At 67.1% G+C, this 26681-nt stretch carries 26 protein-coding genes; 20 read left to right on the top strand and 6 right to left on the bottom strand.

Going from position 1 to position 26681, the window contains the following annotated elements:
- The first annotated feature begins 43 nt into the window (after positions 1-43).
- Positions 44-634 carry a copper resistance protein CopQ gene (locus tag ACYP5B_RS36585; protein ID WP_400094013.1) on the top strand — a complete coding sequence of 197 codons (591 nt, stop codon included), beginning with the start codon at positions 44-46 and terminating at the stop codon, positions 632-634.
- A gap of 135 nt (positions 635-769) precedes the next feature.
- Entirely contained in the window at positions 770-1336 is a 567-nt protein-coding gene (locus ACYP5B_RS36580; protein WP_400094014.1) for a TetR/AcrR family transcriptional regulator, read from the top strand.
- Between the two features lie 15 nt (positions 1337-1351).
- Here ACYP5B_RS36580 and ACYP5B_RS36575 read toward each other — a convergent pair whose 3' ends face one another.
- Together ACYP5B_RS36575 and ACYP5B_RS36570 are read right to left on the bottom strand one after the other, a co-directional pair.
- Positions 1352-2746, bottom strand: coding sequence for an APC family permease (locus ACYP5B_RS36575; protein WP_400094016.1), 1395 nt, complete (start codon positions 2744-2746; stop codon positions 1352-1354).
- 127 nt (positions 2747-2873) lie between these two features.
- Positions 2874-3746, bottom strand: coding sequence for a LysR family transcriptional regulator (locus ACYP5B_RS36570; protein ID WP_400094018.1), 873 nt, complete (start codon positions 3744-3746; stop codon positions 2874-2876).
- A 139-nt stretch (positions 3747-3885) separates the two neighbouring features.
- Between ACYP5B_RS36570 and ACYP5B_RS36565 the strand changes: the two genes are divergently transcribed.
- Together ACYP5B_RS36565 and waaC are read left to right on the top strand one after the other, a co-directional pair.
- A complete protein-coding gene (locus ACYP5B_RS36565; protein ID WP_459572908.1) occupies positions 3886-4491 on the top strand; it encodes a cysteine hydrolase family protein in 606 nt (201 codons plus the stop codon).
- Positions 4492-4687: 196 nt separating this feature from the next.
- Positions 4688-5692: a lipopolysaccharide heptosyltransferase I gene (gene waaC / locus ACYP5B_RS36560; protein ID WP_459572867.1), complete on the top strand. Its 1005-nt coding sequence runs from the start codon at positions 4688-4690 to the stop codon at positions 5690-5692.
- Here waaC and ACYP5B_RS36555 read toward each other — a convergent pair.
- Entirely contained in the window at positions 5643-6143 is a 501-nt protein-coding gene (locus tag ACYP5B_RS36555) for a lecithin retinol acyltransferase family protein (RefSeq protein ID WP_459572866.1), read from the bottom strand. The two genes, waaC and ACYP5B_RS36555, sit on opposite strands and share 50 nt — an antisense overlap.
- Before the next feature lie 429 nt (positions 6144-6572).
- Here ACYP5B_RS36555 and ACYP5B_RS36550 point away from each other — a divergent pair, with 429 nt between their 5' ends.
- The 3 genes from ACYP5B_RS36550 to ACYP5B_RS36540 all read left to right on the top strand — a co-directional run bounded on the left by ACYP5B_RS36550 (position 6573) and on the right by ACYP5B_RS36540 (position 9721).
- Positions 6573-7187, top strand: a complete 615-nt coding sequence (locus ACYP5B_RS36550) for a TetR/AcrR family transcriptional regulator (RefSeq protein WP_459572865.1) — start codon at positions 6573-6575, stop codon at positions 7185-7187.
- A gap of 83 nt (positions 7188-7270) precedes the next feature.
- Positions 7271-8506, top strand: coding sequence for a YbfB/YjiJ family MFS transporter (locus ACYP5B_RS36545; RefSeq protein ID WP_459572864.1), 1236 nt, complete (start codon positions 7271-7273; stop codon positions 8504-8506).
- A gap of 93 nt (positions 8507-8599) precedes the next feature.
- The gene (locus ACYP5B_RS36540) at positions 8600-9721 is read left to right on the top strand and encodes an NADH:flavin oxidoreductase/NADH oxidase (RefSeq protein ID WP_267603735.1); all 1122 of its coding nucleotides are present in this window, start codon (positions 8600-8602) and stop codon (positions 9719-9721) included.
- Between the two features lie 84 nt (positions 9722-9805).
- On the opposite strand, the gene ACYP5B_RS36535 is transcribed toward ACYP5B_RS36540, so the two are convergent.
- Positions 9806-10786 (bottom strand): Bug family tripartite tricarboxylate transporter substrate binding protein, encoded by a 981-nt coding sequence (locus ACYP5B_RS36535; protein ID WP_400094023.1) that lies wholly within the window; start codon positions 10784-10786, stop codon positions 9806-9808.
- A gap of 89 nt (positions 10787-10875) precedes the next feature.
- A complete protein-coding gene (locus ACYP5B_RS36530) occupies positions 10876-11973 on the bottom strand; it encodes a porin (protein ID WP_267603734.1) in 1098 nt (365 codons plus the stop codon).
- Between the two features lie 511 nt (positions 11974-12484).
- On the opposite strand from ACYP5B_RS36530, the gene ACYP5B_RS36525 reads away from it, so the two are divergent.
- From ACYP5B_RS36525 to ACYP5B_RS36465, 13 genes are all read left to right on the top strand, one after another.
- Entirely contained in the window at positions 12485-13372 is an 888-nt protein-coding gene (locus ACYP5B_RS36525; RefSeq protein WP_459572863.1) for an alpha/beta fold hydrolase, read from the top strand.
- Between the two features lie 220 nt (positions 13373-13592).
- Positions 13593-13898 (top strand): recombinase-like helix-turn-helix domain-containing protein, encoded by a 306-nt coding sequence (locus ACYP5B_RS36520; protein WP_267603731.1) that lies wholly within the window; start codon positions 13593-13595, stop codon positions 13896-13898.
- Between the two features lie 107 nt (positions 13899-14005).
- Positions 14006-15067 (top strand): Rieske 2Fe-2S domain-containing protein, encoded by a 1062-nt coding sequence (locus tag ACYP5B_RS36515; RefSeq protein ID WP_459572862.1) that lies wholly within the window; start codon positions 14006-14008, stop codon positions 15065-15067.
- Complete coding sequence (locus tag ACYP5B_RS36510; protein WP_459572861.1) at positions 15060-15830, top strand: SDR family oxidoreductase; 771 nt, start codon at positions 15060-15062, stop codon at positions 15828-15830. Before ACYP5B_RS36515 ends, ACYP5B_RS36510 begins: the two co-directional genes overlap by 8 nt.
- Before the next feature lie 16 nt (positions 15831-15846).
- Complete coding sequence (locus tag ACYP5B_RS36505; protein WP_267603728.1) at positions 15847-16383, top strand: cupin domain-containing protein; 537 nt, start codon at positions 15847-15849, stop codon at positions 16381-16383.
- Positions 16384-16442: 59 nt separating this feature from the next.
- Positions 16443-17273: an IclR family transcriptional regulator gene (locus tag ACYP5B_RS36500; protein WP_400094032.1), complete on the top strand. Its 831-nt coding sequence runs from the start codon at positions 16443-16445 to the stop codon at positions 17271-17273.
- Positions 17274-17278: 5 nt separating this feature from the next.
- Positions 17279-18082: an SDR family oxidoreductase gene (locus ACYP5B_RS36495; protein ID WP_459572860.1), complete on the top strand. Its 804-nt coding sequence runs from the start codon at positions 17279-17281 to the stop codon at positions 18080-18082.
- The gene (locus ACYP5B_RS36490; protein ID WP_459572859.1) at positions 18075-19796 is read left to right on the top strand and encodes a thiamine pyrophosphate-binding protein; all 1722 of its coding nucleotides are present in this window, start codon (positions 18075-18077) and stop codon (positions 19794-19796) included. The genes ACYP5B_RS36495 and ACYP5B_RS36490 overlap by 8 nt, the downstream gene beginning before the upstream one ends.
- Before the next feature lie 12 nt (positions 19797-19808).
- Entirely contained in the window at positions 19809-20615 is an 807-nt protein-coding gene (locus ACYP5B_RS36485; protein ID WP_318231341.1) for an aspartate dehydrogenase, read from the top strand.
- Positions 20616-20646: 31 nt separating this feature from the next.
- A complete protein-coding gene (locus ACYP5B_RS36480) occupies positions 20647-22119 on the top strand; it encodes an aldehyde dehydrogenase (RefSeq protein ID WP_459572858.1) in 1473 nt (490 codons plus the stop codon).
- 51 nt (positions 22120-22170) lie between these two features.
- Positions 22171-23160, top strand: a complete 990-nt coding sequence (locus ACYP5B_RS36475; protein ID WP_459572856.1) for a VOC family protein — start codon at positions 22171-22173, stop codon at positions 23158-23160.
- Positions 23161-23264: 104 nt separating this feature from the next.
- Positions 23265-24221: a PDR/VanB family oxidoreductase gene (locus ACYP5B_RS36470; RefSeq protein ID WP_318231339.1), complete on the top strand. Its 957-nt coding sequence runs from the start codon at positions 23265-23267 to the stop codon at positions 24219-24221.
- Between the two features lie 288 nt (positions 24222-24509).
- Positions 24510-25805, top strand: a complete 1296-nt coding sequence (locus ACYP5B_RS36465; protein WP_459572907.1) for an MFS transporter — start codon at positions 24510-24512, stop codon at positions 25803-25805.
- Between the two features lie 257 nt (positions 25806-26062).
- On the opposite strand, the gene ACYP5B_RS36460 is transcribed toward ACYP5B_RS36465, so the two are convergent.
- A complete protein-coding gene (locus ACYP5B_RS36460; protein WP_459572906.1) occupies positions 26063-26620 on the bottom strand; it encodes a MarR family winged helix-turn-helix transcriptional regulator in 558 nt (185 codons plus the stop codon).
- Positions 26621-26681: the final 61 nt, after the last annotated feature.

The raw sequence follows: 26681 nt of genomic DNA, 5'->3' as shown, positions 1-26681 counted from the left end.
ATTCCGCCCAAGCGCGGGTCCTCAAATGCAAATGGAGAACATCATGACCTCGAACCTCTTCGCCAAGACCCTGATCACCGCCGCCGCCCTTGCCGCTGCCTTCGTGGCCGGCACGGCCCAGGCCTCGGGCCCCAAGGACAGCACCTTTGCCGGTGACAAGTACGGCTACGAGTTCCGCACCACCACCCGTGACGCCTTCACCGACGGTGCCCGCACCGGCAAGTTCGACCCGTTCACCGAAGGTGCGCGCGTTGGCAAGGCCGACCCGTACACGGACGGTGCCCGCATCGTGGCTGGCCTGGACCGCAGCGGCGTCTCGGCCTCGCCGTCGCGTTCCGTTGACCAGTTCACCGATGGCGCCCGTGCGGGCAAGTTCGACCCGTACACCGATGGCGCGCGTATCGTCGCCGGCCTGGATCGCACCGGCGTGTCGGCCAGCCCGGCGCGCAGCGTGGATGCCTACACGGATGGCGCACGTACCGGCAAGTTCGACCCGTACACCGATGGCGCCCGTATCGTCGCCGGCCTGGATCGTACCGGCGTGTCGGCCAGCCCGGCCCGTAGCGTGGACGCCTATACCGATGGTGCACGTACCGGCAAGTTCGATGTGTTCACCGAAGGCGCCAACGCCTGAGCTACGCGAGATGCCGAACACGCGGCGATTCAATCTTTAATCCGATGAATGCGGTGACGCACGCAAAGAGCCGGTAACGCCGGCTTTTTGCCATTGCCGCGGTTTCGAGGGCCCGCCGAAAGGCGGAGGAATGCCATGACTACCCAATCCGTACGCGATCAACTGCTGGAGCACACCCTGGTGCTGGTGCGGCAGCGGGGTTTCAATGGATTCAGCTACCGGGACCTTGCTGAGCGGGTAGGGGTCAAGACCTCCAGCATCCACTACCACTTCCCCTCCAAGGAGGACCTGGTGCAGGCGGCGGTGACGGAGTACAGCGCCCGCAGCTCGGCGCGCGTGCGCGACATCGACACCAGCCTGCCGGTGGACGAGCAGGCTCGCGCCTACCTGGCGCCCTGGCTGGCCACCGCGGGCGGCGACGCCATTTGCCTGGTAGGCATGCTGTCCACGGAAGCCGTGTTCTTGCCGGAATCGGTGCACCGCATCCTCAAGGATTTCTACCGCCTGAACGAGACCTGGCTCACTCGCCTGCTCGAATCCGCGCAGGCCGTGCAGCACAGGGCCTTGCCGATCCCACCACAGGCGCTGGCGCAAGCCGTGTTTGGCGCGCTGCAAAGCGGGCTGGTGGTCGCGCGGCTGTTCGGCGCGCCGCAGCGTATCGAGGCCGCGGCGGAATTGTTGACGGCATCCGTGTCCGCCTAGGCGGCCCCAGGCATGTCACGGGCCCGGTGCCCTGAGCGCCCCGCGCGCGGCGAGCAGCCGGCGCCGGTTGATCCACAGCGGCACCACGCCAACCGCGATGCCGCCCAGGGCTACCACCCGCGTGGCCAGGTCGAAGCTGGGGATGCTGTACAGCCCGATGAACCACAGGAACGCGGCGCTGCAAGCGGGCCAAAGTACTAGCAGCAACAGCCTGCCGGGTGTGCGGGCGGCTTCGCGCCAGCAGTGCCAGGCACAGGCGAAGCCGGCCAGCCCGTAGTAGAACGCCACCTGGAAGCCGATGGCATTGACCGAGTCCTGGATGATCTGGCCCACGCTGTTGAAGTACGCGGACAGCGCCAGCAGCAGCAAGCCAAACGATGCGATGACCGCGGTGGCTACCCACGGCGTGCGCCAGGTGCGATGCAGTTCGGCATAGCGCGGGTGCAGCAGGCCATCGCGGCCTTTGGCGTAGAGCGTGCGGGTGAACTGCAGGATCGAGGTCTCCAGTGTGCCCACGGTGCTGAGCATGACGGCCAGCACGGCCAGGTAGTCCCACGGCCGCGGAAACAGCCGCGCGGCAAGCGCAAACACCACGTTGGTGCCGGCGCTGCGGATCTCCTGGTCGCTCAGCACGGCCAGGCTGGCGATGACGAAGGTCATGAAGAGTGCCAGCACGATGACCATCGCCATCAATGCCCCGCGCCCGGGCGCATGCGCCGGATCGCGCGTTTCCTCGGTCAGGTTCGCCGTCACGTCCCAGCCCCAGAAGAAGAACAGCGCCACCAGCGCCCCATTGGCAAACAACTGCGGCGAAAAGTTGAATGGCGACAACATGGCCAGCGAGAGCGGGTGGGCAAGCGGCAGCGGCGCGCGCAGCAGGGCAGCGAGCACAATCGCTGCCAGCACCCCGACCTCGAGCAGCGTCATCGCCACCTGGGTGTAGCTGGTCAGCTTGATCCCCTTGACCACGACGATGCTCACCGCCAGCAGCCAGCCTGCGGCGACCAGCGTCACCACGGGCGGTCGCTCCGCCAGCGCCGGATCGATCAGGAGCAGGGTGGCGGTGGCGGCCGGAACGGTGCCGGACACCATGAATACCGCCGACGCCACCAGCAGCGTCCAGCCCGCGAAGAAGCCAAGCACCGGATGGAAGATCTCGGAGACCCAGGTGTAGCAGGCGCCAGCGCTGGGCTGCAGCCGGTTCAGTTGCTGGTAGGACAGCGTCACGCCGAACATGATCAGGCCGCAGTACAGCAGGCTGGCCGGCGCCAGGCCACCCACCGTCCCGACCAGGGTGGCGGTGGTGGCCGCCAGGCTGAAGGCGGGCGCCGTGCCCGCCACGCCCATGACGACGGATTCGCCCAGCCCGAGCGCGCCTGCGTCCAGCTTTGCCGGTGAATCCCGATCCATGGTGAAGCTCCCCGTGCCATCGGCGGCCGGTGGCGGCCTGCCGACAGCACCGTGCGCGAGCCCGTGGGGCGGGCATGCTTCAGGCAACTATACTGCCTGCCTCTGCGTTTTCAACAGGTTCCGTGGCTCACGGGCATTGCCGCAATTCCCCGGCCAGCCAGTCGATCACGGGCCGGAACCGGGAAGCGCCGCGAAACTCCTGCGGATAAGCCAGCCAGATCTCCCGTACCACCTCCGGCACCTCGCGCACCAGCGCGAGCCGGGTATCGTCCCGCGCCAGGTAGTGCGGCAGCAGGCCGATGCCCAGGCCGCGGCGAATCGCCTCGCGCACGGCCAGCAGGTTGTTCGACTGGAACCCCGTGCGCGCTGCCAGTGTGCGCGTCCATTCGGATTCCGGCAGCGCCAGGCCTTCGTCCAGCAGGCCGCACAATGGCGCGGCGGCGAGATCCTGCTCGCGCCACGGGCCGGCGTCGGCCGGCCGTACCGGCGCATACAGGCCAAAGCCCATGCTGCCCGCGCGCTGCGCGATGGCGTCGCTTTCCTGAGGCCGCGCCAGCCGCACCGCGATGTGGGCGCGGCGCCGCGCCAGGCTGGCGATGCGGTTGTCCGTTTCCAGCCTGACTTCAAGTTGCGGGTGCGCGCGATAAAGCCCGAACATGCGTGGTGTCAGGAAGTGGCTGCCGAGCGCCGCGGTGCAGGCGATGCTGACCACGCCGGAGACACCGCTGCCGGCATCCTCCACTTCGCGCAGCAAGCGCTGCGCCGAACTCTCCATCTGCTGCGCCGCGGCGAGCGCCGAGCGGCCGGCCGCCGAGAGCGCGAACGCGCCATTGGTGCGTGTTGCCACGGGCTTGCCAAGGGCTGTCTCCAGCCGCCGGATGCGGCGGATCGCGGTGGCGTGCGTGACCTCCAGCTCGCGGGCGCAGGCCGAATAGTTGCCGGTGCGGATCAGCGTGGACAGGGTCAGCAGGTCGTCCCAGTGGAGTGAACGTTTTTGCACAATGGATGTGAGCCAGTTGAGAATTGGCGAACAGCATAGCGCGGCTTATCATCGCTTGCATGGTAGTCGCCCTCGTGGCGCCTGCCCACGAATCCCGGAGCCGTTTCCAATACCTGACGCACAAGCAAAAGGAGCCATGATGGCCACACCCTTTACCCTGCTCGACCTTGCCGGCGCCAGCCGCCTTCCTTCGGCGTGGGAGGCCGCTACGCTGGTGCTGATCGACCACCAGCGCGAGTATGTTGACGGCAAGCTCCCGCTGGTGGGCATGCCCGGTGCCATCGCGGCCTGCGGCGAGCTCCTGGCGCTGGCGCGCCGCCACGGCAGCCCGGTGGTGCACGTGGTGCATCACGGGCGGGCCGGCAGCGGCGGCGCCTTCGATCCCGAGGGCCCCTATGCGGCCATCATCGAAGGGCTGGAGCCGCTTGGCGGCGAACATACCGTGGTCAAGGGCCTGCCCAACAGCTTCGCCGGCACCACGCTGGCCGCCATGCTGGACAAGCTTGGGCGCAAGGAATTGATCGTGGCGGGCTTCCAGACGCATATGTGCGTCAGCGCCACGGTGCGCTCGGCGCTCGATCATGGTTATCGCAGCACGGTGGTGGCATCGGCCTGCGCCACGCGCGACCTGCCTGACCCGCTGGGCGGGGCGCCGCTCTCGGCGGCGGAGATCCACCGTAACTCGCTGGCGGCGCTGCATGACCGCTTCGCCACCGTGGTGGCTAGCGCTGCCGCCTGGGCCTGAGTTGGCCGCAGAGGGCTGATTGGCCTGACGGGAGGCGGCGGGCAGCGGATGTAGCTGGCTGGCGCCGGGTGCTGCGCGAACCCCATGCCAGACTGCCGCCGGGCTTGCAAATTGGTGCGCCGCCCATGGGGCTGGTGCATACTACGGCCTCGCTGCCAGCCGGCGAGACCCGTCCGCAACCCGATTCTCCATTTCCATGAAACGCATTCTCCTCATCAAGATCACCTCGCTGGGCGATATGGTGCACACGCTGCCGTTGGTGTCCGACCTGCGGCGCGCCTATCCCGAGGCCAAGATCGACTGGGTGGCCGATGCGTCGTGTGCCGATATTCCGCGCTGGGCCGTGGGCGTGGATCGCGTGATCGCGCCGCCGCTGCGCGGCTTCAAGAAATCCCGCAGCTGGGCCGACCTGCGTGCCATCTTTGGCGCGCTGTGGGCATTGCGGCGCGAGAAGTACGATGTGGTGGTGGACGTGCACGGCGTGTACAAGAGCGCCATCGTGGCCTGGCTCGCGCGCTCCAGCCGGCGCCTGGGCTACGCCGCCGAGTACCTTGGCGAGGCGCGTGCCGTGTTCGCCTACACGCAGATCTTCGGGCCGCATGGCGACGCCACCGCGCGCCACAAGATGCGCATGGTGGTGGCCAACGCGCTCGGCTATCCGCTGGATCCCGTCGAGCATTACGCGCTGCGCGTGCGCGTGCCCGCGCCCGCCGCGCCGCTCAACGTCGATGGCGTGCCGCGCGCGATGCTGTTCCACGCGACCTCCGTCGAGGCCAAGAAATGGCCCGCGCAGCGCTGGATCTCGGTCGGCCGCACGCTCACCGAGAGCGGCTACAAGATCCAGTTGCCCTGGGGCTCGCCCTCCGAGCGCGAGCAATCCGAAGCCTTGGCAGCGGAGATTTCCGGCGCCGAAGTCTTGCCGCGCATGACCATCACCGAATGCGCGCAGCGGGTGGATGCCGCCGCGCTGGTCGTTGGCACCGATACCGGCTTCGTGCACCTGGCCGATGCGCTGGGCAAGCCGTCTGTGATGCTGTTCACAGTCACCGACAGTGAGCATTTCGGCATCAACACCCCGGGGCAGTCCGTCTCCGTGGGCGCCCGCGGCGTGGTACCTGAGATCGCGGACGTGCTTGCCGCGATCGACCTGGTCACCGGTGGCCAGTCCAGGCCGCAATTGGCGTCCGCCAGCCTGGGCTGAGCATCGCCTGCCCCCCTGCCACCTGCGCGTTGCGCCACCACATCGCCACAAAGCCCCCAAGCAGGCGCAGCGCACGCCACGGATGCTCAAGACAGCCTTGGACTTGTTCGCTGCGGCTCTCCCCGTAAAGGCACCACGCGCAGAAATGCTCGCAGTTGTTGGTCAGCAGGCGATAGCGGTTTTCGCCCAGGCGCGAGCGGGCACGGCTGACCGCCTCCTCGCCAACAGCGGGCGTTAGCGGGACCGCCTTGACCTCGATGACATGGCCGGCGGCGAACAGGGCCATCCCCAGTTCTTCCACCGGACCGCGCAGCCAGCCGCGCGACAGCCCGGCATAGTGCATCACCCTCCCGTTGCCCACGTAGATGCCATGGTGGCTGTAGCCACAACGCGGCGTGACGAGATGTGCGCCAAGCGGCGGCTCCTGCCTGCCTTCCCCGCTCCATTCCATTGCCTGCCCCAGATGTCGCTGCCTGCCCGGCCATGCGCTGTTACTGCATGCGGCATGCCAGTGCGGCGATGGCGTGACAGGACCTGCGCGGGCGGGGAGGGAATGCCCGCGCGACGCGAGAAGGTGCGGCGAACGCTGCCCGGAATGATCAAGTCGCACATGGCGTTTGATCAAATGATCCAAGCGCGCTTGGAAAAGGCGGAAGGCAGAGGGTTGAGCGCGCGCCATGTCGAGTGTGCTGCGCTTTGTCTGCCGCCTCCGGGCCCAGGGACATGATCATTTGATGAAAACACCCTCCGATCCGGTTCGCTCGCGGCTCACCTCGCATTTCATCTTGCGTTATGTATCGTCCGATATATAATCTGTTCTGTATCGTGTGATACAGAACGTATCCGCCCCACCCAACGAGTCAGGCAAGCCGGAGCAACCATGGCGCGACCACGCGAATTCAATGAACAGCAGGTGCTGGAGGCCGCGGGAGACGCGTTCTGGGCCAATGGCTTCGAGGCCACATCCACGCGGGATCTCGTCAAATGCACGGGTCTGACCCAGCCCAGCCTGTATAACGCCTTCGGCGACAAGCGCAGCTTGTTCCTGCGCGCGCTGGAGCACTACCTCGAGCGCACCTTGCGTGAGCGCATCACCCGGCTGGAGTCCTCGCAATCGCCCGGCCGCGCGATTACGGCATTCTTTGGCGAGATCATCGAGCGCTCGGTCGCGGACGTACGGCACCGCGGCTGCATGCTGGTCAATGCCGCCGTGGAGTCCACACCCGGCGACGAAGCCTGCCGGAAAGGCATCGCCGACGAACTCACACAGATCCAGAACTTTTTCCAGCGCTGCATGCAAGCGGGGCAGGCGAGCGGCGAGATCCCCGTGGTATTGCCGGCGGCGGACGCGGCCGCGCATCTGCTAGCGGTGTTGCTCGGCGTGCGGGTCCTGGCCCGGGTCCGCCCGGAACGCGCGCTGCTGACGGGGCCCGTCGCGCCGGCGCTAAGCCTGCTTGGCCTGCCGCCGTTGCCCGACGGGCCACGCTCGGCATGATCCCGCACAAGCACAAGCACAAGCACAAGCACAAGCACACAAATACCAACACAAATACCACACCGAATCCGCAGGAATGCATCATGTCCGAGCACACCGCAACGCTCCCCGGTCCCACGGCATCCACACTCGATGCCCGCGCCTTGTACGCCACCCTTGCCGGCCTGTGCGCAAGCCTGGTCGCCATCGGCCTGGCGCGCTTCGCCTACACGCCGTTGATCCCGCCGCTGATCCACGCGCACTGGTTCACGTCATCGCAGGCGGTGACGCTGGGCGCGGCAAACTTTGCCGGCTACCTCGCCGGCGCACTGCTTGGCCGTCCGATCGCCACGGCACTGTCGAACCGTAACGCGCTGCGCCTGTTGATGGTGATCGCCTCCGCCGCCTTCTTCGCCTGCGCGTATCCGCTGTCGGTGAGCTGGTTCTTTGTCTGGCGCTTTGCCTCCGGCGTGTCCGGCGGCGCCATCATGGTGCTGGTAGCCACCACGATCCTGCCGCATATCCCGGCCGCCCGGCGCGGCTTTGCCAGCGGCATGATCTTCCTGGGGCTCGGGCTGGGCATTGCTGCCTCCGGCACCATCATTCCCAGGTTGTTGCAACTGGGCTTGAAGGACACGTGGATTGGCCTGGGCGTGTTCGCGGCCATTCTCACCGCGGTGAGCTGGTTTGGCTGGCCGGGCGGGGCACCGGCGGCGCCGGCAGTGCCAGCGTCCAGCGTGAATGCGCGGCCGGCCAAGCGCGAGAACACCGCCATGCGCGTGTTGTACGGCCAATACGCCGCGAACGCGCTGGGCCTGGTGCCCGCCATGGTGCTGCTGGTCGACTATGTGGCGCGCGGCCTCGGCCGGGGCGCAGGGATCGGCGCCGGCTACTGGGTCCTGTATGGTGTCGCGGCCATCGCCGGCCCCCTGGTGTGCGGCAACGTGGCCGACCGTATTGGCTTTGGCCCGGCCTATCGCCTCGCGTTGCTGTTGCAGGCGATTGCCGTGGGTACGCTTGCCTTGTCGGGCAACCCGATCCTGGTCGGCGTCGCCACCGTGGTGCTGGGCCTGTTTACGCCCGGCATCGTGCCGCTTGTGCTTGGGCGCATCCACGAGATGGTGCCGCACGACCATGCCGAGCAGCGCGCCGCGTGGAGCCGCGCCACCACGGCCTTCGCGCTGTTCCAGGCGCTTGGCGGCTACGGCTACTCGTACCTGTTCACGCTGTCCCACAACAACTACGCGCTGATCTTCCTGTGCGGCGCCACGGCGCTGGGCCTGGCGTTGATCGCCGATCTCGTCACCCGGCGCGCGCCGCTTGCGGTGGCTGCGCACTGAAATGGCGCGACGACGCAAAAAAAACCAGGCGTTCTAGAATGCAAAGCCATGCATGCCGCAAGCCGGCGCCACAGACAGCAAGGAGTCTCTCCCATGAGTGAAAGTCAGTTATTCCAACCCTTTTCGATTGGCAATCTACGGCTGGAAAACCGCATCGTGATCGCGCCCATGTGCCAGTACTCGGCCGAGGAAGGCTCGGCGGCCGACTGGCACATGATCCACCTCGGCCAGCTCGCGTTGTCCGGCGCCGCGATGCTGATCATCGAGGCGTCGGCCGTGTCGCCGGAAGGGCGCATCACGCCGGGAGATCTCGGCCTGTACTCGGATGCGAACGAGGCGGCGCTCGGCAAGGTGATCAAGGCTGTCAGGGCGCATTCGCCGATTGCGTTGGCGATACAGCTGGCGCATGCCGGGCGCAAGGCATCGAGCCACGCCCCGTGGGAGGGCGGCAGCCAGATCCGGCCGGACCAGCCGCTGGGCTGGAAGACGTTGGCGCCATCCGCCGTGCCGCATGCCGAGGGCGAGGACGCGCCGATGGCGCTGGACCGCGCGGGCATGGACCGCGTGCGGGACGATTTCGTGGCCGCGGCCATCCGCGCGGCACGCCTCGGGCTCGATGGCATCGAGCTCCACATGGCGCATGGCTACCTGCTGCATCAGTTCCTGTCGCCGCTGGCGAACAAGCGCGATGACGAATACGGCGGCAGCCTGGAGAACCGCATGCGGTTTCCCATCGAGGTGTTCGACGCCGTGCGCGCGGCGTTTCCCGCGGACAAGCCGGTCTGGGCCCGCATCTCGGCCACCGACTGGGTACCCGGCGGATGGGATATCGAAGGCACGATCGCGCTGTCGAACGCGCTCAAGGCACGTGGCTGCGCGGCCATCCATGTGACCACCGGCGGCGTTTCGCCGGCGCAGGCGATCAAGCTGGGGCCGGGCTACCAGGTGCCTTACGCGCAGCGGGTCAAGGCAGAGGTGGGCTTGCCGACCATCGCGGTGGGGCTTATCACCGAGCCGGAGCAGGCGGAAGCCATCATTGCCAACGGCGAAGCCGATGCGGTGTCGCTGGCGCGCGCCATGCTCTACGATCCGCGCTGGCCGTGGCATGCGGCGGCCAAGCTTGGCGCGCAGGTGCATGCGCCGAAGCAATACTGGCGCTCGCAGCCGCGCGAGTACAAGGACCTGTTCATCGATGCCAGTTTCGGGCAGCGCTAGGGCGCGCTAAAAAGCAATCGGCGTCCGGTTCCCGCTCGGGAAACCGGACGCCGTTGCCGGGCACAGGATCAACGCGTTAGTTCATCAATCGGCCTGGATGCCGAACTCCTTGACGATCTTGGCGTAGCGTGTCGAGTCCGACGCGATCAGCTTGCTTAGCGCAGCGGGCTCGCCGCCAACGGGCGTGATGGCGATGGTTGCCATGCGCGCCACCACGTCAGGCATTTTCAGGATGTCGTTGACGTGCGTATTCAGCGTCTTCACCAGCTCCGGCGGCAGTCCCTTCGGCGCCAGCAGCGCCTGCCACGCGCCCACCTCCACATCCTTGTAGCCTAGCTCCGCGAGCGTCGGCACGTTCGGCGCGAACGGCGAGCGCTTCATGTCCGCCACGGCAAGCGGCACGATCGCGCCCGTCCCGATGTACTGCGCCACCGCGCCCAGCGTGGAATACGTCATCGGCACTTGCCCGCCGAGCACGTCGACCACCGCTGGTGCGGTGCCGCGATATGGCACCTGCGCGATATTCACGCCCGCGGCCTTGTTGAACAGCTCGCCAAGAATGTGCATGGGCGATCCGTTGCCGGGCGTCGCGTAGGTCTGCAGCGTACCCGCCTTGGCGCGCGCAACCAGCTCGGGCAGCTTGGTGATGCCCGTGCCTTTGTTGACGACCACGAACAGCGACTGCACGCCAAGCTGGGCAACCGGCGTGAAATCGCTGCGCACGTCGTAGCTGGCGCCCGTGCCGTTTCTGAGCACCAGCGGCGCGATCGCAACGGTGTTGGGCGCGACCAGCAAGGTGTAGCCATCGGCAGCGGATTTGGCGACGTACGAGCTGCCGATCGTGCCGGCGGCGCCGGTGCGGTTCTCGACCACCACGGACTGGCGCAGGCGCGCCGAAAGCTTTTCGGCGAGCAGGCGGGCCAGCACGTCGGTGTCGCCGCCGGCCGGGTAGGCAACGACCAGCGTGATGGGTTTGGTGGGGTAGGCCTGCGCCCAGGCGCCGCCTGCCGTCATGGCAGTCGTGGTCGCGATGGCAGCAAACAGGTTGCGAGTTGCGAGCTTCATAGGGAAACGCCTCCAGATTGACTTCGTGCGGGCATGCTGCGCGTTGCGCGCCGCATGCCCGCCGGTGCCGCGCAGCGACGCGCCGGCGCTTAGAACGTGTGCTTGATACCGATCATCGTGCCCAGCTGATTGCCGCCCGGCTTCGGGTTGGAACCCGTCTGGGCGCCGCTGACCGACAGGGCGAGTTGGCCGCCGTTGTCGATGAAGCCAGCCGTGGCGTACACGGAGGTGCGCTTGGAGAAGGCGTAGGTGCCGCGCAGCGCGTACAGCATCGCCTTGTTGGCGCTGTTGTGGTACTTGAGGTAGTAGACTTGGCCGGCCAGCGTGAACGCGGGCGTGATGTCATACGCCAGGCCCGCGTACCAGAGGTCGCTGCGCGGCGTCGGGCTGCCGTCATTGTCGCGGCGGATCACGCCCAGGCCCATCTTGGTCTTGGACAGCAGCACGTAGCCGTTGAGCGAGAGCCGGTCGTCCGTCAGGCTGCTTTTGGTCAGGCCGCCAAACGCGCCAGGCCCTCCGCGCAGCGAGTCATAGGCCGCGGCCACGCCCCACCACTTGTTGTCGTACTGGAGCATGGCTGACCATTCGCGGCATTGCTTGCTGTCGGCCGCATTCTCGCCCGCGCAGTTGGTGCCGGCCGGGCTCGGGCCCGCGTTTACCGTGTCGCGGCCCATGCTATAGGTGGCGCCCAGCGTGAAACCGCCGAACGTGCCCTTGTAGGAGATGGCGTTGTCGGCTCGGGCATTCGGCAGGTAGCTGTCGAGGGAGCCGGAGCCGTACACGTTGGGCCCGAGAATGTCCGGATCCAGCGTGGCCCAGAAGAGCATGGTGTACTGGCGGCCCAGGGCGACCTGGCCCCAGGGCCCGGAAAGCCCAACCAAGGCTTGCCGGCCGAACAGCCGTCCGCCCTGGTTGGAGGTGCCGGAATCCGGGGCGAAGCCGGATTCGAGCACGAACAGGCTCTTTAGCCCGCCGCCGAGATCTTCCGTGCCGCGGATGCCCCAGCGCGACGGCACCGTGGCCGTCAGGGTGTTCACGCGGAACACGTTGTCCTTCGCCGCGCCAACATTGTTCACATACTCGACGCCGGTATCGACGACGCCATACAGCGTCACCGTCGATTGGGCCGAGGCCAGCATGGGTACTGCTGCTGCAAGGGCAGCCAGTGCAATCCGTCCAAGTTTCATCGTTCTACTCCTCTTCCTTTTCCTTTGCCGCCATGTCGTTTGGTTGGCGTTGCAGCGCTTCGTCAGGCCATCTCTGAGCCGGGTCGATGCATGTTTCTTGGCGCACTTTCCGGCTTCTTGTGTTTTATAGGTAAAACATCAGACTACATAAGAAACACCGAGCAAAATATAGCTGGTCATTTCGGGAAACACATGGGTGGGTAATCCCTAGTGATGTGGAGAAGCGACGAGTGGCCTGCACCAGAACGGCACGCCTGTGCACCTTGTCGCAGCACCTTGCTGCGCAAGAGCGAGGGCGCGCGCGCGCGCCGCCATGCCGGGGAGCCGCGCCTGTATTGGTACGCACGGCTGCGCAAGGCAGCTGCGCCAAAAAGGGGATCTGCGGTGCTCCGACATCGGCGCCGAGCCGGGCCTGGCGCAATTTTTTTTCGGAGGGGGTTAACCCGGATCAATTTCCAGATTCAGGCGGTCTATATTTCTTAGGTTTTATTCGCAAACTACGGTTTCATATATGGAACAAAACCATCAAGCGCAGGTACCCCAGCCGGCTGCCGAGATGCTTCGCGCACTCGATACCGGCTTCACCGAGCGGCGCATAGCCGCCGGCCGCGACGGCGCGCAGCTCGCTTACCGGTGCGGCGGCAGCCGCGGGCCTGTGGTGGTGCTGCTGCATGGCATCAGTTCCGGCGCGGCCTCCTGGCTGCCGTGCGCAAGCCTGCTGGCGGCACACGCCCGCGTGATTGCGTGGGACGCGCCCGGCTATGGCAGTTCGCAGGCCCTGCCCATTGCGGCGCCCAAGGCTGCCGACTACGCACAGCGCCTGCAGGACCTGATGCGCGCCCTGGACGTACGGCCCGATGTGATCGTGGGGCACTCGCTCGGCGCGCTGATGGCGGCCGCCTATGTGGCCGAGGCAGGGCCGGAATTGCTGCCCGCGCAGTTGCTGCTGCTTAGCCCGGCGCAGGGATACGGCGGCCCCGGCAAGGAGGGCAAGGCACGGGATGTGGCGCGCCAGCGGCTCGATGCGCTCGCGGCCGTGGGCGTGGAAGGCCTGGCCGAGCGGGGTCCCGGCCGCCTGCTGAGCGCCGCGGCCAGCGCCGATGCGCAGGCCTGGGTGCGCTGGAATATGCGTCGCCTGGATCCGGACGGCTACCGGCAGGCGGTGGCGATGCTGTGCGGCGATGCCATTGACGATTACCTCGGGCGCCGGGGGCAGGGCGTCAGTGTGCGGGTCGGATGCGGCGCGCTGGACGTCGTGACGCCGCCGCCCGGGTGCGCGGCGCTGGCGGAGCGCTTCGCCTTGCCGTTCGAGCTGGTGCCGGATGCCGGGCATGCCTGCTATGTGGAGCAGGCCGGCCGGGTCGCGCAGTGGATTCGCCACGGGCTTGCCGTGGCTTAATCTTCCCTATCCTGTCCCGTCGTACCCACCCGCCTCAGGCCGCCGCGCCGACGCCGTGCCACGTTCCCGTGGCATCGGCGTATCTAGCGGGTAAACCCCAGTCAATTTTTGAAGTTTCGTTGTCTATAGTGGTGTCTGTGTTCAATATTTAAATCAGCGTTTTATAGGTGAAACAAAACGCTCGGTTAGCCGGTTGGCAATAAGGGAAAGGAGTAACGCAATGGAAAACCTCGCATACAACCCGAATCTGGCGCCCTGGGAGCGCCCGGCTCCCAACAATGTCGCCGGCAAGGGCCACATCGAGCAGCCCGGCAAGGTGGCCAATATCGTGTGGCAGACCCGCGTCGCAGTGCCCACCGCCTACGAAGACGCGCTGGGCGATGCGCTGGAAGCCGCCTTCGAAGCCGGCGCGAAAAGCCCGGAAGACATCGTGCGTTCGTTCAACCAGGCGGGCTTGCTGGGCGCGGACGGCCAGGCCTGGACCGAAGAGCGCTTCCTCGCCGAAATGCGCCGCCTGGGCGCCTGAACGAGGCAGCACGCAGCAAGAACATCAAAGCGATTGCGCCGCGAAGGGCTGTAACAAGGCGCCCCTCGAAAGAGCGATCCAATCCGGTACCCGCAAGAGAGCAAACAATGGAATCGAACAAGCAAGCGCGTGCTGAGGCGCGCCTGAACACCGGCCTGCATAACTACTGGTATCCGGTATCGGCCGCGTGGGCGGTCACGCATGCACCGATCGGCATCACGCGCCTGGGCCAGAACATCGTGCTGTGGCGCGATGGCGAAGGCCAGGTGCACGCGCTGGAAGATCGCTGCCCGCACCGCGGCGCGCGCCTGTCGATGGGCTGGAACCTTGGCGATCGCGTGGCATGCTGGTACCACGGCGTGGAAGTGGGCGGCGATGGCCAGGTCAAGAGCGTGCCGGCCGTGGACAGCTGCCCGCTGGAAGGCAAGACCTGCGTGCGCAGCTACCCGGTGCAGGAAAAAGCCGGCGCCATCTTCCTGTGGTTCGGTGAACGCGCTCCGGTGCAAGCCGATGCGCTGCGCCTGCCGGAAGAACTGGAAAGCGACGAGCACACCAATTTCCTGTGCGTGGCGCACTGGGACTGCAACTACCGCTACGCCATCGACAACGTCATGGACCCGATGCACGGCGCCTACCTGCACGCGGTGTCGCACTCGATGGCCAGCGGCGAAAAGCAGGCTGTGATGGCCGTGCGCGAGACCGACACCGGCCTGGTGTTCGAGAAGACCGGCCAGCGCGGCGTGAACTTCGACTGGGTGGAGTTCGGCGAGACCGGCACGATGTGGCTGCGCCTGGCGATTCCCTATCGCGCCAAGGTGGGGCCGGGCGGTCCCTTTGGCATCGTTGGCATCGCCACGCCGGTGGATGAGGAGCACTGCATGGTGTTCTTCTGGCGCACCCGTCACGTGCAAGGCTGGGAGCGCGATGTCTGGCGCTTCCTGTACCGCAACCGCCTGGAAGGCCTGCACTGGGACGTGCTGGAGCAGGACCGCATGGTGCTGGAAATGATGGCGCCGAATGCGCGTGAGCATGAAACGCTGTACCAGCACGATGTCGGCATCACCCGCGTGCGCCGCCTGCTGCGCCGCCGTGCCGACCAGGAAGTCGCCGACGAGCCGGTCGCCATGTTGACGCCCGTAGGCGCGGGCGGGGTGGCTAACCATGCCTGAGCTCGACCGCAACAACCTGCTGGCCGGCCGCCGCGTGCTGGTGACCGGCGCGGCGCGCGGGCTTGGCCTGGCCTTTGCCACCGCGATTGCCGAAGCCGGCGCCGCCGTCGCCATGGCCGACATCCTCGCGGACCGCTTGCAAGAGGAAGCGGCTGCGTTGCAGGCCCGTGGGCTGAAGGTGCTGCCGTTCGTGCTCGACCTGGGCAACCCCGAATCGGTGAGCGCTTGCGCCACCGCCGCGGCGGCCGGGCTCGGCGGCCTGGACGGCCTGGTCAACAACGCCGCGGTGACCGACTCCGGCGGCCGCGACGCCAGCGCGATCGACATCGCCACCTGGGACCGCGTGATGAACATCAACGTGCGCGGCACCTGGCTGATGACCACCGCCTGCCTGCCGGCGCTGCGCGCCTCGGGCCGCGGCGCCATCATCAACCTCGCGTCCGACACGCCGCTGTGGGGCGCGCCCAACCTGCTGGCGTATGTGGCCAGCAAGAGCGCCATCATCGGCATGACCCGTTCGCTGGCGCGCGAGCTGGGCGACGACCAGATCACCGTCAATGCCATCGCACCGGGGCTGACCCTGGTGGAGGCCACCGAATACGTGTCGCAGAACAGGCGCGACCTTTATCGCGAGCAACGCGCGATTTCCCGCGAGCAGCTACCCGAGGATGTTTCCGGGGCCGTGCTGTTTGCCCTCTCCGACCTGTCCCGCTTCGTGACGGGCCAGACGCTGGCCGTCAACGGCGGCTTCGTCATGCACTGAGCTAGAAGGAATCCAAATGAGCGATCTTTCCCAACAAGAAAACATCAAGCGTTCCTGGGAGCAGCCGTCCGGCGCTTCCTTTGACCAGTGGATGGAGAGCCGCGTTGCGCGCTTCTCCACCCGCCGCTACGACTGGGACGCACTGAAGTTCCAGGCTGATTACGATCCCAAGTATCGCCGTGCGCAGATGCGTTACCTCGGCACCGGCGGCACCGGCGTGGCTACCGACACCAATACCGTGCCGTCCGAGAACTTCACCTTCTCGACCATGATCATCCCGGCCGGCCACGAAGGCCCGTCGCACCTGCACACGGACGTGGAAGAAGTCTTCTTCGTCATGCGCGGCAAGATCAAGCTGATCCTGGAAAAGGATGGCGAGCGATTCGAAACCATCCTGACCGACCGCGACCTGGTCTCGGTGCCGCCGGGCGTGTACCGCGAGGAAATCAACATCGGCGAGGAAGACGCGCTGATGTGCGTGATGCTCGGCGCCAAGAAGCCGATCACGCCGACGTACCCGCCCGAGCATCCGCTTACCAAGGTCAAGCGCTGAACCGCGCGCGGCCGGCGCTGCAGCCCAGGCGCCGGCCAAGTTGAAACACGAGCCCACTCATGACGCAAGAACGCCTGTCGGAAGACACCCAGGACAAGTACATCGTGCCCGGACTGGAACGCGGCCTGCGCCTGCTGGCCGAGTTCAGCCGGCGCGACCGTACCCTGTCGGCGGCCGACCTGGCGCGCCGGCTCAAGGTGCCGCGCTCAACCGTGTTCCGCCTGCTGGCCACGCTGGAGTCGATGGGCTTTGTCGAGCGCACCGACGGCGGGCGCGACTACCGTCTCGGCATGGCCGTGCTGCGCCTGGGCTTCGAGTACCTGGCTTCGCTGGAACTCACCGAGCTGGGGCGCCCGCTGCTGGACCGGTTGCGCGACGACATCCGTTACCCGTGCAACCTGGTGGTGCGCGACGGCCGCTCGATCGTCTATGTGGCCAAGTCGGTGGCGCCCACGCCGTTCAGCAGTTCGGTCACCGTGGGCACCCGCCTGCCGGCGCACGCCACCGTGCTTGGGCGCGTGCTGCTTGAGGACCTGACGCTGGCCGAGTTGCGCCAGCTCTATCCCGAGCCGCGCCTGGAAGCGTTCTCGCCCAGCACGCCAGGCACGGTCGAAGAACTGTTCGAGATGGTGCAGCGCGACCGCGAACGCGGCGTGGTGCTGCAGGAAGCCTTCTTCGAGGCCAGCATCTCGACCATCGCGGCGCCTGTGCGTGACCGCAGCTGCAAGGTGGTGGCCGCGCTCGGCGTGACCATCCCGGCCTCGCGCATCGATCCGGAGCAACTGGACATGATGGAAGAGAAAGTCAGAGACACCGCGGGCGAGCTGTCTCGCCTGCTGGACTACCGGCCGCGCGAGCACGGCAAGGTGGTCAACCTGTATCGGGAGTGAGGACGATGTCCATGATTGAACTCGACGGCAAGGTTGCCGTCGTCACGGGTGGATCCTCGGGCATCGGCCTGGCCACCGTCGAACAACTGCTGGAGTCGCGCGCCGCGGTGGCGCTGTGCGGGCGCAACGAGGCGCGGCTGCGCGAAGCGGAAAGCGGCCTGCGCGCACGCTTTCCCGATGCGCGCCTGTACGCCGCTGCCTGCGACGTGCTGGATCCCGCCCAGGTGGCAGCCTTCGCCGCCGCCAGCGAGGCCGCGCTCGGCCCGGCCGACATGCTGGTCAACAACGCAGGGCAGGGCCGCGTGTCCACCTTCGCGAACACCGAGGACGCGGCATGGCTCGAAGAATTGCAGCTCAAGTTTTTCTCGGTGATCCATGCCACGCGTGCGTTCCTTGCGCAGCTGGAGCGCTCGCACAGCGCCGCCATCGTCTGCGTGAACTCGCTGCTGGCCGTGCAACCCGAGCCGCATATGGTGGCAACGTCGGCAGCGCGTGCCGGCGTGCATAACCTGGTGCGCTCGCTGGCTACCGAATTCGCCCCCAAGGGCATCCGCGTCAACGGCATCCTGCTCGGCCTGGTCGAGTCGGGCCAGTGGCGCCGCCGTTTCGAAGCGCGCCCGCAAGCCGAGCGCGACCTCGACTGGGACGCGTGGACCGCGCGCCTGGCGCAGCAAAAACATATTCAACTTGGCCGTCTTGGCCTGCCGCAGGAAGCCGCACGCGCGATCCTGTTCCTTGCCTCGCCGTTGTCTTCGTACACCACGGGCAGCCATATCGATATTTCCGGAGGACTTTCCCGTCATGCGTAACGAACAGCAACAAGTCACGGTGGGCTACGCCATCGCCGCCTTCCTCGAACAATGCGGCGTCAAGGCTGCGTTCGGCGTGATCTCGATCCACAACATGCCTATCCTCGACGCGATGGGCGAGCGCGGCAAGATCCGCTTCGTGCCCGCGCGCGGCGAAGCCGGCGGCACCAATATGGCCGACGCCTGCGCCCGCACCACCGGTGGCCTCGGCGTGTGCCTGACCAGCACTGGTACCGCTGCGGGCAACGCCGCCGGCGCCATGGTCGAAGCACTGACCGCCGGCACGCCGCTGCTGCACCTGACCGGCCAGATCGAAACGCCGTACCTGGACCAGAGCCTGGCCTACATCCACGAGGCGCCGGATCAGTTGACCATGCTGAAGGCCATCTCGAAGGCCGCGTTCCGCATCCGCAGCGCCGATACCGCGCTGAGCACCATCAAGCTCGCCGTGCAAACCGCGCTGACCGCGCCGACCGGCCCCGTCAGCGTGGAAATCCCCATCGACATCCAGGCCGCGCTGATCCCGATGCCGACCGACCTGCGCCCGCTGGCGATTCCCACCCATGTGCCGTCGGCCCATGCGCTGGACGAACTGGCCGAGCGCCTGTCCAAGGCAAAGCGCCCGCTGCTGTGGCTGGGCGGCGGCGCACGCCACGCCGGCGCGCAGGTCAAGCGCCTGCTGGCGCTGGGCTTTGGCGTGGTCACCAGCACGCAAGGCCGCGGCATCGTGGCAGAAGACGATCCCCGCTCGCTGGGTGCCTTCAACCTGCACAAGCCGGTGGAGCAGTTCTACCAGACCTGCGACGCCATGCTGGTGGTCGGCTCGCGCCTGCGCGGCAATGAAACGCTGAAGTACGAACTGAAGCTGCCGCGCCCGCTGTTCCGCGTGGACGCCGATGCCTCCGCCGAAGGCCGCTGCTACCAGAGCGACTACTTCGCCAGCGGCGACGCAGCGCTGGCACTCGACGGCCTGGCCGATCGCCTGGAAGGCAAGCTCAAGGTGGACCCGAACTTCGCCGCTGATCTGCGCCGCGCGCATGAGACCGCCATGGGTGGCCTGATCGACGGCCTTGGCCCGTACTCGGCGCTGGTCGAAGCGCTGCAAGGCGCCGTTGGCCGCAACTTCAACTGGGTGCGCGACGTCACCGTCTCCAACAGCACCTGGGGCAATCGCCAGCTGCGCATTTTCGACTCTCGTGCCGGCGTGCACGCGCTGGGCGGCGGCATCGGCCAGGGCCTGGCGATGGGCATCGGCGCCGCGGTGGGCGCGGCTGTCACGGCATCCGGCAAGAAGACGTTCTGCCTGGCCGGCGACGGCGGTTTCATCCTGAACCTGGGTGAGCTCGCTACCGCCGTGCAGGAGCGTGCCGACGTGGTCTTCGTGCTGATGAACGACAAGGGCTACGGCGTGATCAAGAACATCCAGGACGCACAGTACGGCGGACGGCGCCACTACGTGGACCTGCATACGCCGGACTACGCGCAACTGTCGCAATCGCTGGCGCTGCGCCATCGCCGCGTCAGCAACCTGGCGGACGTTGGTGCGGCACTGGAAGAAGCCACCATCGAACCCGGTCCGTTCCTGCTGGAGATCGACATGCTGTCCATCGGCACCTTCAAGACCGCGTTCGCAGGCCCGCCGGTCAACAAGGAAGCCGACGCCGACGCTGAGAAGACCGCACGCGCGGTCGAACGCAGCACCGTGACCGCCTGAGGGAGACACAACATGCTGCACGTGTCGATGGTGGGATGCGGAGCGATCGGGCGCGGTGTGCTCGAGTTGCTCAAGAGCGATCCGGACGTGGTGTTCGACGTGGTGGTGGTGCCCGAGGCCCAGATGGACCAGGCCCGCCATGATGTCTCGGCGCTGGCGCCGCACGCACGGGTTGCCACCTGCCTGAGCCAGGCGGACGGACGGCCTGACCTGCTGGTGGAGTGCGCCGGCCACCATGCGCTGGAAGAGCACATCGTGCCGGCGCTGGAGCGAGGCATCGCCTGCATGGTGGTGTCGGTGGGCGCGCTCTCCGAGCCGGGCCTGGCCGAGCGGCTGGAGGCGGCGGCACGGCGCGGCGGCACGCAAGTGCAGTTGCTCTCCGGCGCCATCGGCGCCATCGACGCACTGGCGGCAGCGCGCGTGGGCGGGCTGGACTCGGTGGTCTACACCGGGCGCAAGCCGCCCGGCGCGTGGAAGGACACGCCCGCCGAGGCGCTGTTCGACCTTGCCGCGCTGACCGAAGCCACGGTGATCTTCGAAGGCACCGCACGCGAAGCGGCGCGGCTCTACCCGAAGAACGCCAACGTGGCGGCCACGTTGTCGATGGCCGGCCTCGGGCTGGACCACACGCAGGTCAAGCTGCTGGCGGATCCGGGCGTGGATGAAAACGTGCACCACGTGGAAGCGCGCGGCGCCTTCGGTGGTTTCGAGCTGACCATGCGCGGCAAGCCGCTGGCAGCGAATCCCAAAACTTCTGCGTTGACAGTGTTCAGCGTGGTGCGTGCGCTGGGCAACCGTGCCCACGCCATGTCGATTTAAGCAGGCCAACAGGCGCAGCAAGGTAATCATCATGAAGCAAGAGATTCTCCCCATCTGTATCGCAGGCCAGTGGCGCCTGGGCGGCGGCGAGCGCTACGCCACGCGCTACCCGGCTACCGGCGAGGTCGTCGCGGAACTGAACGCGGCCAGCCTGGACGACGTGGAAGAGGCCGTGCAGGGCGCGCATCGCACGTTCCTCACCAGCGGCTGGGCACAACGCAAGCCGCACGAGCGCGCTGCCGTGCTGCATCGCGTGGCCGACCTGATCCGCGCGCGCGCCGAGCCGCTCGCTCAGCGCCAGCGCCTGGACAATGGCAAGCCCATCAGCGAGACGCGCGCGCTGGTGGCCAGCGCCGCCGGCACCTTCCAGTTCTTCGCGGCGGCGTGCGAAACGCTGGAGGAGACGCTCACGCCCGCTCGTGGTGATTTCCTCACCATGAGCGTGCACGAAGCCATGGGCGTGGTGGCGGCAATCACGCCGTGGAACTCGCCCATCGCCAGCGAGGCGCAGAAGCTGGCGCCCGCGCTGGCCGCCGGCAACGCGGTGGTGATCAAGCCCGCCGAGATCACGCCGCTGATGGCGCTGGAACTCGCGGCCATCTGCGAGGAAGCCGGCGTGCCCAAGGGCCTCGTCAGCGTGCTGCCGGGCAAGGGCTCGGTGATCGGCGACGCCATTACCAAGCACCCGCTGGTGCGCCGCGTGTCCTTTACCGGCGGCACCACCACGGGCCGTCATATCGCCCACATCGCCGCCGACAAGATGATGCCGGTGTCGCTGGAGCTGGGCGGCAAGTCGCCCACCATGGTGTTCGAGGATGCGGACCTGGACCATGCCGTCAACGGCGTGCTCTACGGCATCTTCAGTTCCTCGGGTGAGTCGTGCATCGCGGGCTCGCGCCTGTTCGTGGCACGATCCTTGTATGAGCCTTTCATGGACCGCCTGGCAGCGGGCGCGGCGCGCCTGCGCGTGGGCGATCCGGCCGACGAGGGCACCCAGATGGGGCCGCTGATCAGCGACCGGCATCGCGACTCGATCGAATCGTATGTGGCGCTCGGCGTGTCCGAAGGCGGCCAGCTGCGTACGGGCGGTGTGCGCCCCACCGTGGCGGGTTGCGAGAACGGCTACTTCTACACGCCAACCATCATCGAAGGGCTGGATAACAGCGCCCGCGTATGCCAGGAGGAAATCTTCGGGCCGGTGCTGGTGGCGATGGCCTTCGACGACGAGGACGACCTGATCGCGCAGGCCAACGACAGCGTGTACGCGCTGGCGGCGGGCGTGTGGACGCGCGACTACAAGCGCGCTTGGCGCTTTGCGCGTGCGGTGCAGGCCGGCAATGTGTGGATCAATACGTACAAGCAGTTCTCGATCTCGACGCCGTTCGGCGGCTGGCGCGACAGCGGGCTGGGGCGCGAGAAAGGACGACTGGGCATCCTGCAGTACATGGAGCAGAAGAGCGTGTATTGGGGCATGCATGAACAACCACTGCCGTGGGCAAACTAAGTGAGTACGACGACATTGGACGCTGCAAAAGCGACACAGCAGGAGAGGGTAATGAATACGATTCTGGGCATCGACGAGATCGTCTACGGTGCCGACGACCTGGAAGCCTGCCGGCGCTTCTTTGCCGACTGGGGCCTCACGCTGGTGCGCGAGGATGCGGCCGGGCTGGATTTCGAAACGCTCAACGGCTGCCGCGTGCTGGTGCGCCGCACCGACGACCCGGCGTTGCCGGCGGCGATGGAAGACGGCCCGACGCTGCGCGAAGTGGTGTGGGGCGTGGATACGCAAGCCGCGCTGGACCGAATCGCGGATGCCATCCGCGCCGAGCCGGGCTTCGTCAGCGCGGGTGAGCACGGCGTGCGCGGCGAGCAAGGCGAGCGCGTGGGCTGCATCGATCCCAACGGCCTGGCCGTGCGTTTCCAGCTGACCCGCAAGCACGACGTCGAGGTGGAGTGCGCTGCCATGAACACATGGAACGACAAGCCGCGCCTGAACCAGCGCAGCCCGATCTACGAACGCGCCACGCCGATCGAGGTAGGGCACGTTGTGTTCTTCGTCAAGGACGTGGCCGCTACCGAGCGCTTCTATACCGAGAAGCTGGGCTTCGTGCCGTCGGACCACTATCCGGGCCGCGGCGCCTTCCTGCGCTGCGCGCCGGATGGCGGCCACCACGACCTGTTCCTGCTGCAGTTGCCGCAGGCCAAGAGCGGCCTGAACCATGTGGCCTTCACCGTGCGCGACATCCACGAGGTGTTCGGCGGTGGCCTGCATGTGTCGCGCAGCGGCTGGGATACGCAGCTCGGCCCGGGCCGGCATCCGATTTCGTCGGCGTATTTCTGGTACTTCAAGAATCCGGCCGGCGGCCTGATCGAGTACTACGCCGATGAGGACCAGCTGGATGCCGATTGGGAGCCGCGCGATTTCGAGCCGGGCCCGACCATGTTCGCCGAGTGGGCGGTGGAAGGCGGCCTGGATGGCAATACGCGCCGGCAGAAGAACGCAGGCGGCCCGCAGGGCAAGTTCCTGACGGAAAAGCGCTGAGCACGGCGTAGCAGTACAGGCAACACAGGCAACACGGGCGAGACAAGCAACACGAAGCAACACGAAGCAACACGAAGCAACACGAAGCAACCGAAGGAAGTGCCATGAGTACCAGCCAATCCCTGAACCTGCGCGTGCAGGCCATGCGTTTCGAAGCGCACGGCATCGTCAGCGTGGAACTGCGCGATCCGCAAGGGCATGCATTGCCCGAGTACGCGCCGGGCGCGCATATCGACCTGCATCTGGGCAATGGCCTGGTGCGCAGCTACTCGCTGTGCGGCGCGCCGGAAGTGCGCGACCGCTACGTGGTGGGCGTGCTGCTCGACCGCGCAAGCCGCGGCGGTTCGCGTTACGTGCACGAGCAACTGCGCGTGGGCAGCACGCTCACCGTGGCGGCGCCGCGCAACCACTTCGCGCTGGAAGAGGGCGCGGCCCACACGGTGCTGGTGGCCGGCGGCATCGGCGTCACGCCCATCGTGTGCATGGCGCGTCGTTTGCACGAACTCGGGCGCTCCTTCACATTGCTCTACTGCGCGCGTTCGCGTGCGGAAGCGGCCTTCGCGGACGAGCTGGCCGCCTACGGCGACGCGGTGCGCATGCACTTCGACGACGAGGCGGGCAGCCCGCCGGACCTGTCGGCGCTGCTGGCCGGGCAAGCGGCAACCACGCACTTCTACTGCTGCGGCCCGGGCCCGATGCTCAATGCCTTCGAAGCCGCCTGCGCCGCTCACGGCTACCCCGAAGTGCATATCGAACGCTTTGCCGCCGACCCGTCGGTAGCGGCAGTCCAGGAAGGCGAGTACACCGTGGCACTCGCAAGCACGGGTAGCGAGCTGAAAGTGCCCGCAGGCAAGTCCTTGCTGGATGCCTTGCTCGAAGCGGGCATTGCCGTGGAGCACAGCTGCAAGGAAGGCGTATGCGGCTCGTGCGAAACGCGTGTGCTGGAAGGCATTCCCGAACACCGCGACGGCGTGCTCAGCAAGAGCGAGCGCGAGTCGAACCAGACCATGATGGTTTGCGTGTCAGGCTGCAAAGGCAAGCGCCTGGTCCTGGACCTCTAAGCGCGCCACCGCGCGCCGCATCCACTGCGGCGCCTACGGTGGTGGCCATTGGCGGGTAATGCCGGCAATGCGCCAGCGCGGGGCGGCTGCCTGCCTCGGATACTTTAGAAGAGAAACACCGTGTTGATCCAGAGACAAGAGGCCCCGTTCGCCAATGCGAACGCCGAGGGCGTGGCGACCCCATCCAGCAACATCACGGCAGGCGGTGGCGTGCGCGCCACCGACGCCCCCGTGGCAACTACCCGGGGCGAGATCATCGCCCGCATCGAGCGCCTGCCCAGCAATGGCATGCATGTCAGGGCACGGCTGCTGATCGGCCTGGCCACGTTCTTTGATGGCTTCGACGTCATTGCCATTGCTGCCACGCTGCCGCTGCTGATCTCGATGTGGTCGCTCACGCCAGGCCAGATCGGCTTCCTGATCGCGGCGCCTTCAGTCGGGCAACTGATCGGCGCGCTGCTGTTTCCGGCGCTCGCCGAGCGTTTCGGCCGCCTGAACTCGATTGGCTGGAGCGCGGGCATCATCGGCTTGATGAGCATCGCCTGCGGCTTCGCGCCTTCGTTCGAGATCTTTGCCTTGCTGCGCATCGTGCAGGGCCTTGGCCTGGGCGGTGAACTGCCGGTGGCCGCCACCTATATCAACGAAGTGACGCGTGCCCACGGGCGCGGGCGCTTCGTGCTGCTGTACGAGGTGGTGTTCCCGATCGGCCTGCTGATCTCCAACGCGGTCGGCGCGTGGCTGGTGCCGAGGTTCGGTTGGACCGTCATGTATTTCATCGGCGGCGCCCCGGTCATCCTGTTCTTTATCCTGCGCCGGGCCATTCCCGAGTCGCCGCGCTGGCTGGCCGAGAAGGGCCGGCTGGCCGAGGCGGACCGCGCGCTCGCGGTGTTCGAGTCCCGGGCCAAGGGTCCGCTCGCGCCGCTGGGCGATGTGTCCGCCTACGATGCGATGACCGGCAGGCACCCGCGCCGGCGCATCCGGGACCTGCTGGGCAAGGCCTATATCGGACGCACGCTGGCGGTGTGGATGCTGTGGGCCACCTGCGGCTTTATCCAGTACGGCCTGTCGACCTGGCTGCCGACGATCTACAAGACGGTGTATCACGCACCGCTGCAACTGGCGCTGAACCTGGCCGCCGGCGCATCGGTGCTCGGCGTGATCGGCTCGCTGGTCTGCGCGATGATCGTCGACAAGGTGGGCCGCAAGCCAGTGATCAACGTCTCGTTCATCCTGTGCGCGTTGTCGCTGGCGCTGGCTGGTGTGTTCCACGCGGAGTCGGTGTACGTCGTTGCCAGCCTCTGCGCGCTGGCGCTCGGCTTCCTGGCCAGCGGCTTTATCACCGCCTACGTGTACACGCCGGAGTTGTACCCCACCAGCATCCGCGCCATGGGCTGCGGTTTCGGGGGCGCGTGGCTGAAGCTGGCGGCGATCTTCGCGCCGACGCTGGTTGCCAGCACCATCGGCTCGGGCAATCTCAGCAGCGCCTTCTACGCGCTGGCCGCGGTGCCGTTCGTGGCGGCGCTGACCATCCACTTCCTTGGCATCGAGACCAAGGGCAAGGTGCTCGAGCAACTCGAGGCCTGAGGTGGTGCGAGGCTGCGCAAATTCGCGGCGGTTTGCTCTCCTCTCCCACTTGCGCGAGAGGAGCCGTGGGAGAGGGCGGGCGCTCGTTACGCCGTCGTGCTGGAAAAATCCGAGGGCTCCGCTTCAAGTGGCTCCTGGCTAAGCCACCCCTCTCCCCACCGCAGACAGCCGTCGTCATGGCGCACGGATTTGGCCGGTTCGGCGGCTTTGGCCAATGCCTCGGGCTTGGCCGCAACCGAGCGTCCGCCGGGTCGTCATTACTCGCCCGGAATGGCGTCCTTCCGCCCTGGCGTCACGCACAGGCCGTGCAGCTTCCTCAGCGCCTGGTACATCGCGCGGCGCTCCTCCGGCTCCAGCAGCCGTATCACCTCCGCCTGGCCCTTCCTGGCCAGCGGCATCACTTGCTCATGTAGTGCCATGCCTGCCGGCGTGATGCCGCAGATCAGCTTCTTGCGCGGGGTGTTGCCCTCGGCATCCAGTTTCACCAGCCCGCGGCCTTCCAGCAGCCGCAGCGTGCGGCTCACCAGCGCCTTGTCCGAGGTGGATTGCAGCACCAGCTCCGCAAAGGGCAGCTGCCGCGCGTGCGCCAGCAGTGCCAGCAGGCGCCATTCGGGCACCGTTAGCGCGAACTGCTCGGCGTAGGGCAGCGTGACGGTGCGCCGCAGGGCGTTGACCAGCTGGCTCAGCATCGTCGTCAGGAAGTCGTCGACGTCGAGCCCGTTTCCTTGCTCGTCCAGTTCCGCCCAGGGGCAGTCGGTTTCCGGGGGCATTGCCGTGTCGCCGGTGTCATCTGCCGTGCCGGCTGCGCGCTTCATCAGATCCATGTCTTTCAAGAAATGCCGCCGGACGGCGGCTGATCAGGGGGGGCGGAGCCGA

This window comes from Cupriavidus sp. 8B, assembly GCF_054589115.1.
This window is presented reverse-complemented; position numbering and strand designations above follow the sequence as displayed.